This window comes from Cobetia sp. cqz5-12, assembly GCF_016495405.1.
GTDB lineage: Bacteria > Pseudomonadota > Gammaproteobacteria > Pseudomonadales > Halomonadaceae > Cobetia.
Window position 1 is genome coordinate 1,786,979 of sequence record NZ_CP044522.1, and the last position, 17,817, is coordinate 1,804,795.

Below are 17,817 nucleotides of genomic sequence, written 5' to 3' on the forward strand. Positions count from 1 at the left end.
TGTCCTTGAGCCCTGATCAGGCCGATTCGCTGAAGGTCTCGACCAGGTGCTGGGCAAACGCCTGCACGCGACGTGGTTGGGCGCGTGCAGGCGGAAACAGCAGCTGCAGCGGCGAGGGCGGCGCGGCATGTTCCGGCAGCAGTTCGATCAGGCGGCCCGCACGGATATCCTCCGTCACATCGACTTCCGATTTCAGGGCGATGCCCAATCCTTCCAGGCACCATTGGCGCACCAGTTCGCCGTCATTGGCGATCCGGTTACCCCTGACGGTGACGATCTGCGGCACCTTGTGACTGCCGAAGCGCCACTCGTTGTCGAGGCTCTTGCCGAAGCGCATCACCAGGCAGTTGTGGTGCTTGAGATCCACCGGCGTCAGCGGTGCTGGATGCTGCGCCAGATAGGCGGGGGAGGCGCACAGCAGGCGGCGTTTCTGGCCCAGATGTCGCACGCGCAGCGTGCTGTCCATGATGGTGCCGAAGCGCAAGGCAAGATCGATCCCCTGGCCGACGATATCCACGTAGCTGTCTGACAGCAGCAGTTCTATCTCGATGGTGGGGTGCAGCTGCTGGAATTCGGTGATGGCGCGTGACAGGGCATTGCGGCCCAGGTCGCTGGGCGCACTGATACGAATGCGGCCGGTGAGGGTCTGGGCGCCCAGGCGGATGCGGGTCTCCAGTTCCGACACGCTATCGAGTAGGCCGCGAGCTTCTTCCCTCAGTGTTCGGCCTTCTTCGGTCAGGCTGATGGCGCGCGTGGTGCGGTTGAGCAGGACCACCCCGTAATGGGCTTCCAGCGCGGCGAGGCGCTCGGACACGGTGGTGGGCGACAGCCCCGTCTCGCGTCCTGCCGCGGTCAGGCTGCCTTTCTCGATGATGGTAAGGAACAGGGCGATATTATCCAGCAGCATTGTACGGTTTTTCCGAATTATCTTTGCGTAAGTTGGATGTTTATACGGCTGAGGCTTGTGACTAGGATGGCCACATCGCTTGCAAAACTCAAGCTTCCCGATCACGTCACGGAGTGCCTTTCATGCCCCAGCTGACCATCATCGCCAATATCCATGCCAAGCCGGACCAGATCGAGCAGGTCAAGGCAGCGCTTCTTGCACTGGTGCCCATTACCCGTGCCGAGGAAGGCTGCCTTGGCTACACCCTGCACCAGAACAACGATAACCCGGCGCACTTCACCTTTCATGAGAACTGGGCCTCGCGGGAACTCTGGCAGCAGCACATGCAGGCCCCGCACCTGGAAGAGTACATGGCAGCGACGGAAGGCGCGGTCAGCGAATTCACCCTGCAGGAAATGACCGCCTTCGACTGAGAGGCGGGCCCTGGCCTTGGATATGGGCCCTGGCTTACCACCGCGGCCATGCAGGCCTGCTCGCTTTCTTTCTCCTTCAATAACCCACTCGAGGCAGTCATGTCAGATCCCATCCGTATCGGCCATATCGCGTTGTCCTTCCACGAGGTCAGTGCTCGGGAAGTGGCGCGTGTTCTGGAGAGCCACGGCCATGAGGTGACCTTCGCCTCTGCTCCTCACGAAGAGGCCTTCGCGATGCTGGGGCGAGGGGAGGTCGACATTCTGGCCTCCGCCTGGTTGCCGTCGAGTCATGAGACCTACCTGGCCCCCATGCTGGAGGACTTCGACAAGATCGCCGTCATCTATGAACCGTATTGCCTCTGGGGAGTGCCGGATTACGTGCCACAAAGCGCGGTGGCAAGCGTTACGGACCTGCTGCTGGAGCCGGCGCTCAGCAAGATGGAGCTGATCATCCAGGGCATCAACCCGGGGGCCGGCATCAGTCGCTTCTCGGCCGAGATGATGAAGCAATATGGTCTGGACGCCGCCGGGTATGTCTTCCGCACCGGCAGCGAAGCGGATTGCTTCGATCGTTACGAAGCGGCGGTAGCGCAGGGGCGTTGGGTCGTGGTGCCGCTGTGGCATCCGCAGTTTCTGCATCACCGCTACCGGATTCGCGCCCTCAAGGAGCCCAAGGGGCTTCTGGGCACCCGGGATGACGCCACGCTGGTGGTGCGCAAGGAGGCTCGCCTGCGCATCGGCGCCGCGGCCCTCAAGGATCTCTCTCAGCTCTACATCGGCAATCCTCGCTTGAGCGAACTGGAAGACGACCTGCGTCGCCGCGCCTGATCCGTCGCGCCTGAATTCAGACATACCACGGGCGATGGTCACGTCACCGCCCAGTCTCTTCATCTCATCATCATCGACCCTGCCGGTGCACGCACAGCGCCAACCGGCGGGCTAGGAGCCCCCATGCCGTTTTCTCGTCTCAAGACTGCCATTCTCATCGCCTCACTGGGCGTTGCCACTGTCGCCAGCGCCACTCAGGCGGCCGCTGACAGCACGGCCGTGAACCCCCAGAATGTGCAAGCCGCCTCCCTGCGCGACGGCACGCTGACCACCGTCGCCGAATATTCGGACACCCGCCCCGGCAACATCACCTTCACGCCGGATGGCCGCTTGATCATGTCCCAGCAGCCACTCGATGCACCGGCGCTGCGCGTGGTCGAGATCACCCAGGACGGCAAGCGTGTGCCGTTCCCGAACCTGGACTGGGCCGATGGCCCGGAAAAGGGCGAGGTCGGCATCGCTTCGATCATCGGTGTGCACTCCGACAGTCAGGGCGTGGTGTGGATGCTCGACATGGGCAGCCAGGACAGTGCGCCCAAGCTGGTGGGCTGGGACACCCGCAGTGATTCGCTCAAGAAGGTGATTTCGCTTGCCGGTGACAGCGTGCTGCCGATCTCCTTCCTGCAGGATTTCGTCATCGATGAGCAGCGCGGCAAGATCTATATCGCTGACATGACCTTTACCGCGCCGGCCGCCAGCATGAAACCGGCCTTCGTGGTGGTGGATATCGCCAGCGGCAAGACGCGTCGCGTGCTGCAGAGCGATGAAAGGCTGATGCCGGTGGAACACGACATGGTCATCAATGGCCATCTGATGGCAGCCAAGGGCGACAAGAATGGTGAGCCGAAGCCCTGGTACCTGGGCTTGAACGCCATCGCCTTCGATCCGGCAGATGACGTCGTCTATTTCGGTGGCGTGAACGGCAGTGAGATCTATCGCCTGCCGGCGGCTGAGCTGGCCGATGACACTGCCACGCAGGCGGAACTGGCTCGCGCCATCACGCCTTACGTCCCCAAGCGCCCCAATGATGGCTTCATCTTCGATGCCAAGCACGGCGGCATCATCGCCGGTGACGCGGAGCACAATGCACTGACCTTCTCATCGCCGGAGGGCATGTCGGTGATCGCCCAGGATGACGAGCGTCTGCGCTGGCCGGATGGCTTCGCCTTTGCGCCGGATGGCAGCCTCTACCTCACCACCAACCAGCTGAACGCCCATCCGGCACTCAATCAGGGCGTGGACGGCAGTGACAAGCATTACTATCTGCTCAAGCTGACACCCGCCAACTGACTCTTGCTCCCTTGCTCCCTTGCTCCCTTGGGGCTTGGTCCTCGGGCAACTCATTGCCTTGGCGCCATGGCTGCCTCGCTAGCCTGTGATCTGCGCAGGATGTGTCTCACGACCGTCCTGCGTTGTCGTTTTTGTGGCTGGCCGACACATCTCGTATCGGAAGCCGATGACCCGTCGGCGTCTCCTTGCCCGCAACACGCAAACTCGCCATATATTATCCGCTTTATCCGGATTAACCTTGCGGTAGAGGGTTGTTTTTACGCCAAGACCAGAGAGTTAACATGCTGTCATCGCATCACGGCAAGGCCATTCAGCGCTGCCGTGACTGACAGGATCTTCAGGAGAGACTTTGATGAAAGCCATTGGTTACTACGCTGCCGGTTCCATTGATCGTGACGACGCCCTGGTCGATATCGAACTCGAGACACCGGTCGCCACCGGTCACGACCTGCTGGTCAAGGTCGCCGCGGTGTCGGTGAATCCGGTGGATTACAAGATTCGTGAGAGCCGCGAGCCGGCCGCCGGCGAAGCTGCCGTCATCGGGTGGGACGCCGTGGGCGAAGTCGTCGCCATCGGTGACCAGGTTACGGCCTTCGCTCCGGGCGACAAGGTCTGGTATGCCGGTGATCTCACCCGCGCCGGCACCAACAGCGAATTCCACCTGGTGGATGAGCGCATCGTCGGTCATGCGCCCAAATCCGTGGCGGTCCATGAGGCGGCTGCGCTGCCGCTGACCACGCTGACCGGCTTCGAGATGCTGTTCGATCGTCTGCGGGTCACCGAGCCGGTGCCGGGTGCTGCACGTGCCATTCTGATCATCGGTGGGGCCGGCGGCGTGGGCTCCATCACCATCCAGCTGCTGCGTGAGCTGACCGACCTGACCATCATCGCCACGGCGTCACGTCCTCAGACCCGCGAGTGGGTGAAGTCGCTGGGCGCGCATCACGTCATCGACCACAGCCAGCCGCTGCCGGCCCAGATCGAAGCATTGGGCATCGGTGCACCGGCCTTCGTATTCTCGACCAACTTCTCAGAGCACTACGCGCCGCAGGTCGCCGAATTGATCGCGCCGCAGGGCCGTTTCGGCATGATCGATGACCCGGAGACCCTTGATGTGGTGCCGTTCAAGCCCAAGGCTGTTTCCATCCATTGGGAGTTGATGTTCACTCGCTCACTGTTCACCACCGCCGATATCACGCGTCAGGGCGAGATCCTCACCAAGGTGGCGGGTCTGCTGGACTCTGGCAGAATCACTTCCACCGCGACGGAAACCTTCGGCACCATCAATGCAGGCAACCTCAAGCGTGCGCATGCCTTGCTGGAAAGCGGCAAGGCCAGGGGCAAGATCGTCCTCGAAGGCTTCTGATCGAAGCCACTGTTGAGGCGGTGATGTGAAGGAGTGCGGCCGGGCAACCGGTCGCACTCCTTTTTTGTGTGATAAAGGGCGGCAGGGCTCAGCCATGCGCGGCAGGCCGTCTGCCATCGCGTGCTCTACGATCATCTGTCATCTCGGTCAGATGGGTGATATCTGGCGTCAAGTGCTTGTCATTGAAGCGAAAATCTCTGGATGGGAGGGGTATCCGACCGCAAATTGCGTTGCTGACACGGTATGCTGGTAGCGTGACATGGCGATCAACTCGTCCCGCTGCTTGATGGCAATCGCCGTTGTCTGAACCTGACTCGGCACGCCAGGGCATCCAGCCTGATGAGGAGGCAAGACATGAATAAAGAGGCTTTGCGCGGGCTGATTCTGGCGTTGGCCGTGTTGGGGGCTTCAGTGGCGCAGGCCGCGGAAGACGGCAAGGACAGTGACGACCATCTAAAGAAGAAGCATGAAGCGCTGGAAGGGCAGGCCAAGGCTCAACGTGTCCAGGCCGAGCAGATGCGGGAGCTGAAGCAGATCCAGAAGCAACAGCAGACACAGGAAGCCCAGGAAAAACAGCAGCAGGCACAGGAAGCTCAGGAGAGGCAGCAGGCTCAGGAAGCTCAGGACAAACAGCAGGCTCAAGAGAAGCAGCAGGTACAGGAGAAGCAGCAGGTACAGGAGAAGCAGAAGGGGCCGCAGCCAGGCAAGTCCGATGATGGCTCTGCGGCACCCGGGCCTCTCCTCAGACGCGGTGGCCAGCTGCCTGATGCACTGGCCTCCGACGAAAGACTCTGGGTGAAGGATTGGCAGCAATCCCGTCTGCCCGAGCCAGGCGAAGGCCAGCGCTGGATTCAGCTCAACAATGGCTATGTGTTGACGGAGATCCAGAGTGGCATCATTGAAGAGATCCTTCTGGGGCCCTGATGCGTTGCCCAGACCCGATGCACAGGCGTGAGCCCGCGGATGTCGCCGTCTGCCAACATTGGCTGCCTTTCTTGCGACATGCGCGGGCACATTGTCAGGAAAAGTGAAAGAAGTGCGTGGGCCTTGCAGTTTTCCTTCACAGCCTACAGAATTATGGAACAGTGTTTTCTAATTCTCGGCACCCTTCGTGCCCGGCATGACAAGGAGAACGAACATGCGACTCCGGACTCTGACAGCCCTCGGCATGGCCATCGCGCTGATGAGCGCTTCCGTGGTTCAGGCGGCACCTGGCGATCATGATGATCGTGGCCAGGGTCAGCAACATCAGCAGCAACAACGCAATCAGCAAGGCAATCAGCAAGGCAATCATCAAGGCAATCATCAAGGCCAAAAGCAACACGCCAATCAGGGACATGGTCAGTCCCGTGCCGCACGGCATTCCAATGGCCCCAGAAACTGGAAGCGTGGTGATCATGTATCGCGCGCTTACTACAATGACAAGCGTTACTGGGTCAGCGACTGGAAGGCCCATCACCTGTCCCGGCCGCCAGAAGGGCACCGCTGGCTGAAGGTGGATGGCCGTTACGTTCTGACTGCGGTCGCGACCGGCGTGATCACCTCAATCATTCTCGGCCGCTGAGCCGAGACAGGACGATTCGCTGGCATCCCCTGTACTTATCCCAAGTACTCATCCCAAGTACTGGAGATGCAAAAGGGCCTCCCGTCGGGAGGCCCTTTTTTGTCATGCCAACAGCCGTGTATCCCAGGCGCTGGTGCAATGATTCAGCATGCCACCTATTGCGCGAGCAGTGTCTCCAGCGCCTGGGCGACGCGCAGCAGCGCCACATCCTGGCCCTGAGGGCGCGACAGCATCAGGCCCAGTGGTTCCTCGTTCTGTGGTGCTGGCGCCGGAATCGAGATCGAGCTGGCATCCAGGTAGTTGAAGACGCTGGTGTTGCGCAGCGCGCGCTTGTTGAGCTGGGCGAAGAGCGCGCCATCCTGCTCCAGCAGGTCACGACGCGGGGCACGCATGGCAACGGTCGGCATCAGCACCGCATCGACATCCTGCACCTGCTGAGCGAAGCGTTGCTGGATGGCGGTACGCGGCCACAGGCGTGCCAGATACTCGCTGGCCGTGATGTCACGCCCGCCGTTCAGGCGTTCGGCGATCAGCGGATCATACTGGGCTTCGTGGGCGGCCAGCAGTTCGTGATGCACGGCGGCCGCTTCCGGAATGACCAGCCCGCCGCGCTGATTGATGGCGTAAGCGGCCTCGATGGCCTCGACCGGCGCACGCTGGAGGCGAACCCCCAGACTCTCGAGTCGTTCCAGCAGGGCGGTGAAGTCGGCGGCCACATCGGCATCCACTTCACTGACCAGCTCGCTTTCCGGCACCAGCAGCGTCAGCGGGCGGGTGAGCGGCGTCGGGTCAGCGACCTCACCGCTCAGGACTTCCCACAGGCGGCGACAGCAGGCGACGCTGGGCGCGATGGGGCCGATGCAGTCCAGGCTCGGTGACAGCGGGAAGGCGCCATCCCCCGGCACGCTGGCCTGTGACGGCTTGAAGCCTGTCAGGCCACAGAAGGCCGCCGGAATCCGCAGCGAGCCGCCGGTATCACTGCCCAGGGTCGCCGCGGCCAGCCCGAAGGCGACGGAGGCCGCCCCGCCGGAGGTCGAACCGCCGGTGATGCGCTCGCCGTCGAAGGGGTTGGGCGGCGTGCCGACGTGGGGGTTGAGGCCCAGGCCAGAGAACGCGAACTCACTCATGCTGGTGCGACCGGCGTGCAGAATGCCGGCGGCTTTCAGGCGGCTCAGCGCCACAGCGTCCTGGCTTGCCGGGTGACTCTCTGTCAGTGCCCGCGAGCCTGCCAGCGTCGTCATGCCGGTCTCGTCGAAGAGATCCTTGATCGAGACCGGGATACCTCCCAGCGGCAACGACGTCGCAGCCGCCTTGAGTTGCTGCTGAGCGGTGGCCTGGACGCTCATGCCAGCATCATCGCGGCTGATGATGCTGTGGCTGGCGCTCTCACCCAGGGCCTGATGGCGCTCGGCAAGCACCGTGGCGGTCTGCTCGGGGCCGAAACTGCCTGTCTGATAGGCGGCCAGCAACTGCGTCAACGTGCGCTGGCGGGGCGGGCGTGCCCAGAATTCACGCGCCTGCCCAAGACGCTTGTTCTCATCACTCATGCCACCACCTCAAGTTCTTCCACCTCATAACGGTGCTCGATGCGACGACCGGTCTGCGGGTCGATCAGGCGCATGGTAAAGCTCGGGCTGGGGCGAATGCCACCGATTGCCGGCACGGTGCCGCACAGCAGCACGCTGTTGGGGGCCAGGCTGCCGTCCTTGGCGATGGCAGCGGGCAGGCGTTCCATCAGGGTGGCGACCGGCAGCAGCTCAGCGAGAGTGCCCTGCTGATAGCGCACGGTCTTGCCGGCGTCTTCGATCTCGCTTTCGATCTCGAGGCTGTCCCAGTGGTCGATGACCTCACTGAGCTTCCAGGCATGGCGCGCAATCGGCTTGGCGCACAGCTGCTTGGATTCGGCGACGCCGACGGCTTCGAGTTTGCGGTCGGTGTGGTCCGAGGCGATCGTCACCCACAGGGTGCCCTCGGCGTCGCTTACCAGACAGGTCTCGACTTCACCGGAGCCTTCGCCGCCGAGCATCGCGACCTGAGAGGCCTGGGTCAGGGTCTCGCGGCTCACGCGGTAGAACAGCGGAGTCTGGGAGGGCGGTGCCACACCCAGTAGCTTGAGCTCGTCGATGTGATGCTGCACGCCCGCCTGGTCGCGTCCGGCCCAGCCGGCGATCGCGACGCGCTGGATATCAAGGGTGAATTCGCCGTTGTCATGGGTAAAGGTCAGCATGGGAATCGCTCCGTTATCGGGGGTTGTCGTTGTTCTGTGCAAGAGGTCTTGAATGAATGGTGTGGCGCCAATGGCACCTGCCGGCTTGCCAGCAGGTGCCAGGCAAGAGCAGGTCTACAGTGCCGAAGGCAACCACAGCGCGATCTGGGGGAAGGCCACCAGCAGCGCTGCCATCACCAGCATCGCGCCCAGATACGGCAGGGTGCCGATGATGACGTCGGCGAAGGCTTCGCCACGCCGTGAGGCCTGCACGATGTAGAGATTCAAGCCGACTGGCGGGGTGATCAGCGCCAGCTCGACGAACAGGATCATCACGATGCCGAACCACACCTTGTCGTAACCGGCCGCGACGATCAGCGGGGTGACGATGGGAATGGTGATGACCATCAGCGACAGGGTCTCGATGAAGAAGCCGAGCACGATGAACAGCGCGATCACCGCCATCAGCAGCGCGAAGGGCCCCAGGTCATAGGCCTCGAGCAGGCCAGTGACCTGCTGGACCATGCCGGAGGAGGCCAGCGCGAAGTTGAGGAAGGAGGCCGCCATGATGATGAACAGGATCATCGAGGTGGTCTTGACGGTGCCATCCAGTGCGCGGCTGATCATCGCCATATTCAGCGAGCGGTTGATGGCGGCGAGACCCAGTGAGGCCAGCACACCGATGGCGGCGGCTTCGGTGGGCGTCGCCCAGCCCAGATAGATGGAACCGACGATGACGATGAACAGCACCAGCAGCGGCAGCAGGAACGACAGGCTCTTGAGGCGGGTGCTCCAGCTCGCGCTCTTGCGCGGGCCGCCCAGTGACGGCTTCCAGACACACAGCAGCAGCGAGGCCAGCATGAACAGCGCTGCCAGTCCGAGGCCCGGCACCAGGCCGGCCATGAACAGCTTCGGGATGGAGGTCTCGGTCAGGAAGCCATAGACGATCAGGTTGATCGACGGCGGAATCAGGATGCCCAGGGTGCCGCCCGCGGCGATGCTGCCGCAGAATAGCTTGGGGTCGTAGCCGAGCTTCTTTCCCTGGGGGAGCGCCACGGTCGAGACCGTCGCCGCTGTCGCGACCGAGGAACCCGAGGTCGCCGAGAACAGCGCCGAGGTAGTGATGTTGGCATGCAGAAGACCGCCCGGTAGCCACGACAGCCAGTGGTCCATGGCGCGGTAGGCCTTCTCGGCGATGCCGGCGCGCACGATGATCTCGCCCATCAGCACGAACAGCGGAATCGCGATCAGCAGGAAGGAGTCCGCGGCAGACCACAGGTTCTGGCCCAGTGCCTTGGTCAGCGGGAAGAAGGAATAGAACTGGTCGATCCCGAAGGCGAGCAGAAAGAGAGTGACCGCAACCGGAATGCCGGCCAGCAGCAGGGTGAGGATACCCACCGAAAGAAAGCCCAACATCAGCGTGTCTCCTTGGTCGTGGAGGCCGCCTGGGCCAGAGCCCCTTCGCTTTCTCCGTGATCGGGGCCGGCCAGTGTCTCCAGCGTGGTGGTATCGCGCAGACAGGCGGCAACGAGAACGCGCAGTCCCAGCACGCTGGTGGTGATCGCGAACCAGGCATAACCGGACAGCCACAGCAGCTGCGGTATCCACAGCGGCGTCGCCAACGGGGTATTGGCGGTGGAGCCGTTGCTCAATGACTTGCCGAGCACCGGCCAGGCATTGATCAGGATCACCCAGGCCACCAGGTTCAGCGCCAGCATCGCGAGGATGTCCAGGGTGTGACGCGAGAAGGCCGGCAGCTTGCCGTGCACGACATCGATACGGATGTGGGCGCGCTCCATCAGGGTGTGGGACAGACCCCACGCCGAGAGCATCGCCAGCACATAGCCGGCATATTCATGCACGCCGGGCAGCGGATGGTTGAACAGTTGGCGCATGAGAATTTCCGCGCCGATGAAGACCACGACGGCCAGCAGCAACAGGCCCATCAGGCGTGCGGCGTGGCGCGATATCGCACGTGTCAGGGACACGAGGATATCGAGTGCGTGAAGGAAGGAGTTCATGAGTCGGGTCCTGCTGGGGCGCTGAACGACGCTGATCCGTGCCAATCAGGCGAGGTGCGGGCGTTCAGCGCCGTGTCTCTGGGGAGCATGTCTGCCGTATCAGGGCAGGGCGGGGCTATCGGCCCCTGCTCACGAGCGAATTTTCGCGAGCAGGGACCGGTGGATCACTCCGCGGTGGCGGTCAGGCCGACGACCTTGCCGACACTCTCGTTCCAGGCCGTGCGCGTCTCGGCATCGACACGCGCCGCCCAGGCAGGCAGGACGGTGTCTTCAAGCGCCGCACGTGCACGTTTGGCATCGTCATCGCTGAAGTCGACCAGCGTCATGTCGGCGCTCTTGCCCAGCGGACAATCGCCTTCGCCGGTCAGGCAGGCCACGCCCCGCGCGGTCTCGCCACGCGCGTTTTCCCACACCGGCGCGGTGAACTCGCTGTCCACCTGTTGCTGGATAAGCGTCTGGCTATCAGCGCTCAGGCTCTGCCACTTGTCCTGATTGATGGCGGTGATCACGTAATCCCAGCCGCCCAGCGGCAGCGGCATCAGGTGGCTGGAGACTTCGTGCCAGCCGGCGCTGTAGCCGGAGAGCGAACCGGTGACGGCGCAGTCGATCACGCCACGCTCCAGTGAACCCGGCACCTCGTTGAAGGCGATGTTGAGGCTCTGCGCGCCCAGCGCCTCGATGAACTCACCGGTGGAGCGGCCACTGGCACGTACCTTCTTGTCCTTCAGACCATCGAGCCCTTCGATCGGGGTATTGCAGAACAGCACCTGGGCCGGATACGGCACGATCGCCAGCACGTGGCTATTGAAGCGCTTGTTCATGGTGCTTTCTGCCAGCGGGCGGAAGGCCTCGGCGACCTGCTGCGCTTCATCGGCCGTCGGGGCCATCATCGGCAGATCCAGACCTTCGAGTTCCGGCGCGTCCGACACGGTGTAATCCGCCACGGTCATGCCGACATCGAAGACGCCATCGCCCAGGTAGCGATAGACGTCGGAGCCGGGGATGCCCATCTGGTCGAAGGTGGTCACCTGGGTGCTGAGTTCACCGCTGCTGGCAGCTGGCAGCGTCTCGCTCCAGAAGGGCTTCTCGAACTGACGGTTGAGCTCCAGGCTGCTCCAGCTGCCTACCACGTTGAGGGTGTCGGCAGCATTGGCACTACCGGCAGCGGCGAGCGCGAGACCAAGGGCGGAGAGGGCAAAACGTGTCTTCATGGGAGTCACCATTGTTGTTGTGCATCTGGTGTTATCGAAAGGATCTGACGGTCTTGTCTGTTGCGGAGCAGGTCCGTGGCTCCCACAAGCGGTCATCCGTATTTGAGGCGATGATTGGGGATATCGGTGATCAGCATGTGGCCCGGGCTGTGTGCGATGGCCAACGGCAGGCGAGCATTCTCCAGCGCCAGTTGTGGCGTGACGCCACAGGCCCAGAACACCGGCAGGTCGCCTGTCTCAAGCGTAGGTGCATCGCCGAAATCAGGGGTGTTGATATCGGAAATGCCGATCAAGGCGGGGTCACCCAGATGGACGGGCGCGCCATGGACGCGGGGCATGTCGGTAGTGATCTGGATCGCGCGAATGGCATGCGCCGCCGACATCGGGCGCAGGGACACCACCAGGTTGCCGTGGAAGCGTCCGGTACTGACCAGCGGGATATTGGTGCGATACATCGGCACGTTGCGCTTCAGGCGCGCATGGCGAACCTCGACGCCTTCGTTGAGCAGCGCCTCTTCAAACGAGAAAGAGCAACCGATGGAAAACGCCACGAAATCGTCCTGCCACAGGGCGGCGATATCCGTGCGCGTTTCTTCACGCTTGCCGTGACGGTAGATGTGATAGGCGGGCAAGTCATGGCGCAGGTCGATGTTCTCACCGAGCCCTGTCGGGGCGGGAGAACCGACGGCCGTGACATCCAGCAACGGGCAGGCCTTGGGATTGGCCTGGCAGAATTGCAGAAATTCGCCGGCAGCCTCGGCAGGCAGAATGATCAGGTTGGTCTGGGCGTAGCCTGCAGCGATACCGCTGGTGTGGCTGGCCCAATGACCGCTGCGGATCTGCTCGCGTGCCTCGCGGGGGGACGACGCGGCACTGAGAAGTGTCTGGGGCATCGTGGGGGCTTCTTGTGAAGTTGTTGTTGTCTGTCTTCACCATAAGAAGCACACTCAGATAAATCCAATCGATTTTTGTCGAGTCAAGGCATCGGAAATTCCTTTCATGTGGTGTGTGAAATGGCCCGCCGCAGGCCCGAGAGACGTGAGCGAGACAGGAACAGTGGGAGCAGGAGCATGGGAATGCGAGAGCGTCGTTGGCAGACAGCGATGCTCAGGACAGGCGTGAATGCGCCTCCTGATCCTGGCGGGCGATCTCGATGGCAAGCTCGCAGACCCCTTCGGCGAGGGCGCTTTCCATATGGGTCGGCCAGGAGGCGGTGAAGGTCAGTTCTGGCAGGTCGCAGGGCAGGCTGAGCAGGGTGCCCTGGCGGATTTCCTCGGCGACGATGCGCGGCGGGATGGCGCCGACGCCGAGGCCATCCAGCGTCATGCGCACGATGGTCCATAGCGAGCTTGAACAATGCAGCTTCACGTCATCGAGTCCCATCTGATGCAGCATGGAGCCAAGTTCATGGTGCGGCCGGCTGTTGCGGGCAAATGAGATCAGCGGCAGAGCATTCAGGCGTCGCAAGGAGAAGTTGTCTTCGGTGAAGCCCAGCGCTGGGCTGATCACGAAGCCCATCGTGTAGTTGCAGAGAAACCGATTGAGCACACTCTCTGCCGTCACCGGCCCCATCAGAAAGGCGAGGTCGATATCGCCGGCGGTGAGCATGGCGGCAAGCCCCGGGGAGCTATCGACCTCGAGTTCCAGGGTGAGGTCCGGGTAGCGGCGCGCCAGTTCGGCCAGAAAGCCGGGCAGCCAGCTATGGGCGACGGTCTCGACGACACCCAGTCGCAGCACGCCCTGGAAGGGCGTATTCAACTCCATCATGGATAGCGCTTTCTGGCGCGCTTCCAGCAGCGCCTCGGCGTGGCGATAGAATTCGCGCCCCTTGAGCGTCGGCTGTACCGGTCGGCGAGTGCGCTCCAGCAGACGGGTTTCCAGGGTGGTTTCCAGCTTGTTGATACGTTCGGAAATCGAGGGCTGGGTCAGATGCAGGTGCTGGGCAGCCAGCCGGAACGATCCCAGGCGGGTGATCCACACGAAGGCTTCCACTTCCTTGAAATCGAACATGGCCAGATCCTGTCGTGATTGATGCCGCAAGCTTGGGACTTACATTACCACTCGTTGAGAAATTGCGTTCTCGATGGCATGCATTCCGGTACGATGTGAGCATCGAGAAATGTGTATTTTCATGAAAGGGAATGATGATGAAGTCTAGCGTGCGAGTTGTCAGCCTTGTGATGTTGAGCGCCCTTGTAATGGCAGGGTGCAGTTATACACCGGCGCGGATCGATGCCGAACCCATTATCGAGATCGGTGATGGACACCATGACCACAAGCGTGGAGGCGGCGACTTCTGTCCGCCCGGGCAGGCCAAGAAAGGCAACTGCTGATCACGTCGAACTACAAGGAGCCGCCCAAGCGGCTCCTTTTTCGTTGTCGATCACTTCACGATATGGGCCTCTGGAGTCGCTTGATCTGCAGGGATATCCTGAGTGATCCGAGTCTTGCCTCTTCCTCCACTGCTGCTGGCGGGTACTGTCTCCATGCTCAATCCCAAGGCGCTGACGGCGCTGAATGAAATCATCCGCCGGGGCTCACTGCGGCGCGCGGCGCGGCATCTGAATCTTGACCCTTCCGCGGTCAGCCGCCAGATCAAGCAGCTGGAAGAAGAGGTGGGTGTCGCGCTGTGCGAGCGCAGCGAGACGGGCATGCGCGCCACCCAGGCCGGGGTGTTGCTGCTGGATCATTTCCATCGTCAGCAGGCGGCGGAGGCGGCAGCGCTCTCGCAGCTGAGTGCCTTGCAGGGCCTGCGTAGCGGTGAGGTGCGAATCGCGGTGGGCGAGGGCTTCATCGCCGACCTGATCTCGCTGCCCTTGCAGAGCTTCATGGCACGTCATCCCGGCATCGAGGTGGTGGTACGCATGGCCGGCGTGAATGAGGCGACCGAGCTGTTGCGCGACTTCGAGGTGGATATTGCGCTGCTCTACGCCCCGCCGGTGGACCCGATTCTCTGCTGTCATGTGGAGACCTGCCAGCCGCTGGACCTGATCGTGCCGGCGGCACATCCGCTGCTCGAGATCGGCAAGCCATTGACGCTTTCGCAGGTGGCGGACTGGCCGCTGGCCTTGATCGACGACTGCACCGGCATGCGCCAGATGGTGAACCAGGCGGCGCAGCAGGAGCGGGTTTCGCTGCGTGCGCAATTGCGCACCAACTCCGTCTCGGTGCTCAAGAATTTCGTGCGCTCGGGAATCGGTGTGACCTTCATGCCGGAGCTGAGCGTGCTGGAGGAACTGCGGCGCGGCGATATCTGCCTGCTGCCCATGCAGCACCCTGCGCTGGCACAGACCCGCGCGCAGATGTGTACGCGGCGAGGGCGTGAGATGACGGTGGCCGTCGAGGCCTGCCTTACCCACCTGCAGCAGGGACTGCGGTTCTTCACCGCAGACGCGCCACGTCTGCTTGGCATGTGATGTCCGCTGCATCCAGTGTTTGCGCATCCTCGTATAGGGGCAGGGCAGGGTGACAACTCATGACAACCATTCCTGATGCGAGGACTTCCTCCGATGCTGAGCCCCCTCAAGAAAGCACTGGCGCTGGCAGCGCTTCCTTTCAGTCTGCAGGCCCAGGCCTATGAGATAGAACCTCTCGGAGAGGGGCTCTATCGCTTCATCGATGATCGCCACCGCTCCGTGTTCATGATCACCGATCAGGGCGCGCTGGTGACGGACCCGATGAATCACGCTGCGGCGAGCTGGTTGAACAACGAGATCAAGCAGCGCTTCGACACTCCGGTTCGCTATGTGGTGTATAGCCACAACCACAGTGATCACATCTATGGCGGCGAGGTCTTCGACACCTCGGAGACCACCTTCATCGCGCACCGGCTGGCAGCTCAGGATATCGCCAATACCCGGGCGAAGGCCGTGCCGCCGGATCTCGTCTTTGATGATGAAATGACCTTGCGACTGGGCGGCAAGGAAGTCCAGCTGCGCTATCACGGACCGAATGACGGGCGCGGGTCGATCAGCATGTACTTCAAGGATCACGCCACGATGTTCGTGGTGGACTGGATCGTCATCGGACGCATGCCGTGGCAGAAGCTCTGGAGCTACGATATCCAGGGCATGATCAACTCGACGCGTGAAGTGCTGGAATACGACTTCGATACCTTCGTTGGCGGACATGCCGAGGTTGGCGACCACGCAGATGTCGAACGCTACCTGGCCTATCTGGAGTCACTGTATTCCCAGGTGACGGACGGCATTCTCGCCGGCAAGTCACTCGAGAAGATCCAGCAGGAGGTCGATCTCTCCGAGTACAGTGATCTGGCCCAATATGAGGAGTGGGTCGGCCTCAATATCGAAGGCGTGCATGAGCGCCTGATGGAAGAGTCCGGCATGGGTTGGCGCAGTGATCTCAAGGGGGAGCATACCCACTGACGATGTAGCGCCTCGTCAAGCCCTGCTTCGATCAGCCCTGTTTCGATCAGCACTGCTTCGATCAGCACAGCCTCGCCGTGTCATTGAAATGGCCCCGAAAACTCCGGTTTTCGGGGCCATTCTGGTCTGTGGGTACGTCAGGACTGTGGGTACGTCAGGTCTGTGGGTACGTCAGGTCTTGGGTACGTCAGGTCTGTGGGAACGCCAAGCCGTGTCAGGTTCAGTAGGTGTGGACGAAAAAACAACACCTGTACGATTGATTAGTCTACAGCGACAACGCTACTTTCGACGTGTGGGAGCAACGCCCGACGTCTGGCTGGCCGCAGTGCCATACCACCAAGACGGCGTTTCTCCGACCGCATATAACAGATATCTACAAAAACAAAAGGGAATCCACATGTCCTTGTCCAAGACATCTCTGCTGCGCAAGACGCTTACCGGTTCCACTCTGGCGCTCAGCCTGCTGGCGGCCAGCGTGCAGGCCCAGACCATCAATCTCAGCTACAACGGTGCACCGGATGCCGACAAGAATGCCGTGCACGTCTTTGCCAGCAACCTGAAGACGCTGGTGGAAGAGAAGACCGATGGTGAACTGGAACTCAAGCTCTATCCCAACAGCATGCTGGGTGAAGAGCAGGAACGCATGGAGCAGGTGATCAGCTCGCCGAGTCTGAACATCGCTTCCTTCGCGGGCATGGCCCCCATCGTGCCGGAAGTCTATGTCAGCGCCACGCCGTTCATGTTCGACGGCTTTGAGGATGCCCGCCGCTTCTTCGATGAAGGTCAGTACTGGCAGCAGGTGCAGCAGCTGTTCAGCGAGCGCGCCAATGGCGCCGAGATTCTGGCTGTCGTGGAGGAAGGGGGCTTTCTGGCGTTCACCAACGACAAGCGCCCGATCACCAGCCCGGATGACTTCGAAGGGCTTCGCTTCCGCGCGATGGACCCGAGCCAGGTAGCGCTCTATGAGGCCTTCGGTGCCTCGGGTACGCCGATTCCGTGGACGGAAGTCTACATGGCGCTGCGCACCGGGGTGGCGGATGGCCAGATGAACCCGCCGATGTACATCCTGCTGGGCAGTCTGCAGGAAGTGCAGAAGTACCTGACGCTGGCCAACATCCAGTACTCGGATCAGTTCCTGGTCGCCAATGGTCAGCTGCTGGAGAGCCTGTCGGAGGAGGAGCGCACGGCACTGCTCGAGTCAGTCAAGGAAGCCAATGCCCAGGCCCGTCAGGACAACCAGAGCCAGGTCGAGTCACGCATCGCATCGCTTGAAGAGCAGGGCATGCAAGTGATCCGCCCGAGCGAGGCAGACCTCGAGGCGTTTCGCATCAAGGGCCAGCCAGCCTATCTGGAATGGCTCAAGAGCCAGGACATCGCGCCAGAGCTGATCGACACCGCGATGCAGGATGCCGGCATCTCCTCGTGATACCTGAACGCCTCAGATGAAGGCTCTCATGATCCGAGAGCACTTCCACCGATGCTTGAGTCTGTCTGGCAGGATGTCACGCTGTATGGCTCAAGCATCGGTGCACTGAAAATCCCTCCTTTCTGGCGGATGGCAGTCAATGATTTCTCCTTCATCTTCAACGCTTCCTTCCTTGAGGGAGCGTGTGCTGCATGGGTGTG

Annotated in this window: 17 protein-coding genes; 9 read left to right on the forward strand and 8 right to left on the reverse strand. The window is 62.0% G+C overall.

Going from position 1 to position 17,817, the window contains the following annotated elements; genetic code table 11:
* Positions 1–16: 16 nt before the first annotated feature.
* Positions 17–907 carry a LysR family transcriptional regulator gene (locus tag F8A90_RS07635; protein ID WP_200019618.1) on the reverse strand — a complete coding sequence of 297 codons (891 nt, stop codon included), beginning with the start codon at positions 905–907 and terminating at the stop codon, positions 17–19.
* A gap of 122 nt (positions 908–1,029) precedes the next feature.
* Here F8A90_RS07635 and F8A90_RS07640 point away from each other — a divergent pair, with 122 nt between their 5' ends.
* The 6 genes from F8A90_RS07640 to F8A90_RS07665 all read left to right on the forward strand — a co-directional run bounded on the left by F8A90_RS07640 (position 1,030) and on the right by F8A90_RS07665 (position 6,368).
* On the forward strand, positions 1,030–1,320 hold the full coding sequence (locus F8A90_RS07640; RefSeq protein ID WP_200019619.1) for a putative quinol monooxygenase: 291 nt from the start codon (positions 1,030–1,032) through the stop codon (positions 1,318–1,320).
* A gap of 99 nt (positions 1,321–1,419) precedes the next feature.
* Positions 1,420–2,148, forward strand: a complete 729-nt coding sequence (locus F8A90_RS07645; RefSeq protein ID WP_200019620.1) for a glycine betaine ABC transporter substrate-binding protein — start codon at positions 1,420–1,422, stop codon at positions 2,146–2,148.
* Positions 2,149–2,271: 123 nt separating this feature from the next.
* Complete coding sequence (locus tag F8A90_RS07650) at positions 2,272–3,438, forward strand: L-dopachrome tautomerase-related protein (RefSeq protein ID WP_200019621.1); 1,167 nt, start codon at positions 2,272–2,274, stop codon at positions 3,436–3,438.
* 352 nt (positions 3,439–3,790) lie between these two features.
* Positions 3,791–4,804 carry a zinc-binding alcohol dehydrogenase family protein gene (locus F8A90_RS07655; RefSeq protein WP_200019622.1) on the forward strand — a complete coding sequence of 338 codons (1,014 nt, stop codon included), beginning with the start codon at positions 3,791–3,793 and terminating at the stop codon, positions 4,802–4,804.
* Between the two features lie 354 nt (positions 4,805–5,158).
* A complete protein-coding gene (locus F8A90_RS07660) occupies positions 5,159–5,728 on the forward strand; it encodes an RcnB family protein (protein WP_200019623.1) in 570 nt (189 codons plus the stop codon).
* 214 nt (positions 5,729–5,942) lie between these two features.
* On the forward strand, positions 5,943–6,368 hold the full coding sequence (locus tag F8A90_RS07665) for an RcnB family protein (protein WP_200019624.1): 426 nt from the start codon (positions 5,943–5,945) through the stop codon (positions 6,366–6,368).
* Between the two features lie 155 nt (positions 6,369–6,523).
* Here F8A90_RS07665 and F8A90_RS07670 read toward each other — a convergent pair whose 3' ends face one another.
* The 7 genes from F8A90_RS07670 to F8A90_RS07700 form a co-directional block, all read right to left on the reverse strand.
* Complete coding sequence (locus F8A90_RS07670) at positions 6,524–7,915, reverse strand: amidase (RefSeq protein WP_200019625.1); 1,392 nt, start codon at positions 7,913–7,915, stop codon at positions 6,524–6,526.
* Positions 7,912–8,595, reverse strand: coding sequence for a DUF2848 domain-containing protein (locus tag F8A90_RS07675; RefSeq protein WP_077377034.1), 684 nt, complete (start codon positions 8,593–8,595; stop codon positions 7,912–7,914). The genes F8A90_RS07670 and F8A90_RS07675 overlap by 4 nt, the downstream gene beginning before the upstream one ends.
* A 114-nt stretch (positions 8,596–8,709) precedes the next feature.
* A complete protein-coding gene (locus tag F8A90_RS07680) occupies positions 8,710–9,990 on the reverse strand; it encodes a TRAP transporter large permease (RefSeq protein WP_200019626.1) in 1,281 nt (426 codons plus the stop codon).
* Positions 9,990–10,595: a TRAP transporter small permease subunit gene (locus F8A90_RS07685; RefSeq protein WP_175090279.1), complete on the reverse strand. Its 606-nt coding sequence runs from the start codon at positions 10,593–10,595 to the stop codon at positions 9,990–9,992. Before F8A90_RS07685 ends, F8A90_RS07680 begins: the two co-directional genes overlap by 1 nt.
* Positions 10,596–10,759: 164 nt before the next feature.
* Positions 10,760–11,806 carry a TRAP transporter substrate-binding protein gene (locus F8A90_RS07690; RefSeq protein ID WP_233593592.1) on the reverse strand — a complete coding sequence of 349 codons (1,047 nt, stop codon included), beginning with the start codon at positions 11,804–11,806 and terminating at the stop codon, positions 10,760–10,762.
* Positions 11,807–11,898: 92 nt separating this feature from the next.
* Positions 11,899–12,699 (reverse strand): putative hydro-lyase, encoded by an 801-nt coding sequence (locus tag F8A90_RS07695; RefSeq protein WP_200019628.1) that lies wholly within the window; start codon positions 12,697–12,699, stop codon positions 11,899–11,901.
* A gap of 214 nt (positions 12,700–12,913) precedes the next feature.
* On the reverse strand, positions 12,914–13,816 hold the full coding sequence (locus F8A90_RS07700; protein WP_200019629.1) for a LysR family transcriptional regulator: 903 nt from the start codon (positions 13,814–13,816) through the stop codon (positions 12,914–12,916).
* A gap of 437 nt (positions 13,817–14,253) precedes the next feature.
* Between F8A90_RS07700 and F8A90_RS07705 the strand changes: the two genes are divergently transcribed.
* From F8A90_RS07705 to dctP, 3 genes are all read left to right on the forward strand, one after another.
* The gene (locus F8A90_RS07705) at positions 14,254–15,222 is read left to right on the forward strand and encodes a LysR family transcriptional regulator (protein WP_233593593.1); all 969 of its coding nucleotides are present in this window, start codon (positions 14,254–14,256) and stop codon (positions 15,220–15,222) included.
* 93 nt (positions 15,223–15,315) lie between these two features.
* Positions 15,316–16,191 carry an MBL fold metallo-hydrolase gene (locus F8A90_RS07710; protein WP_200019630.1) on the forward strand — a complete coding sequence of 292 codons (876 nt, stop codon included), beginning with the start codon at positions 15,316–15,318 and terminating at the stop codon, positions 16,189–16,191.
* A gap of 397 nt (positions 16,192–16,588) precedes the next feature.
* Positions 16,589–17,617 (forward strand): TRAP transporter substrate-binding protein DctP, encoded by a 1,029-nt coding sequence (gene dctP / locus F8A90_RS07715; RefSeq protein ID WP_200019631.1) that lies wholly within the window; start codon positions 16,589–16,591, stop codon positions 17,615–17,617.
* The last annotated feature ends 200 nt before the right edge of the window (positions 17,618–17,817 follow it).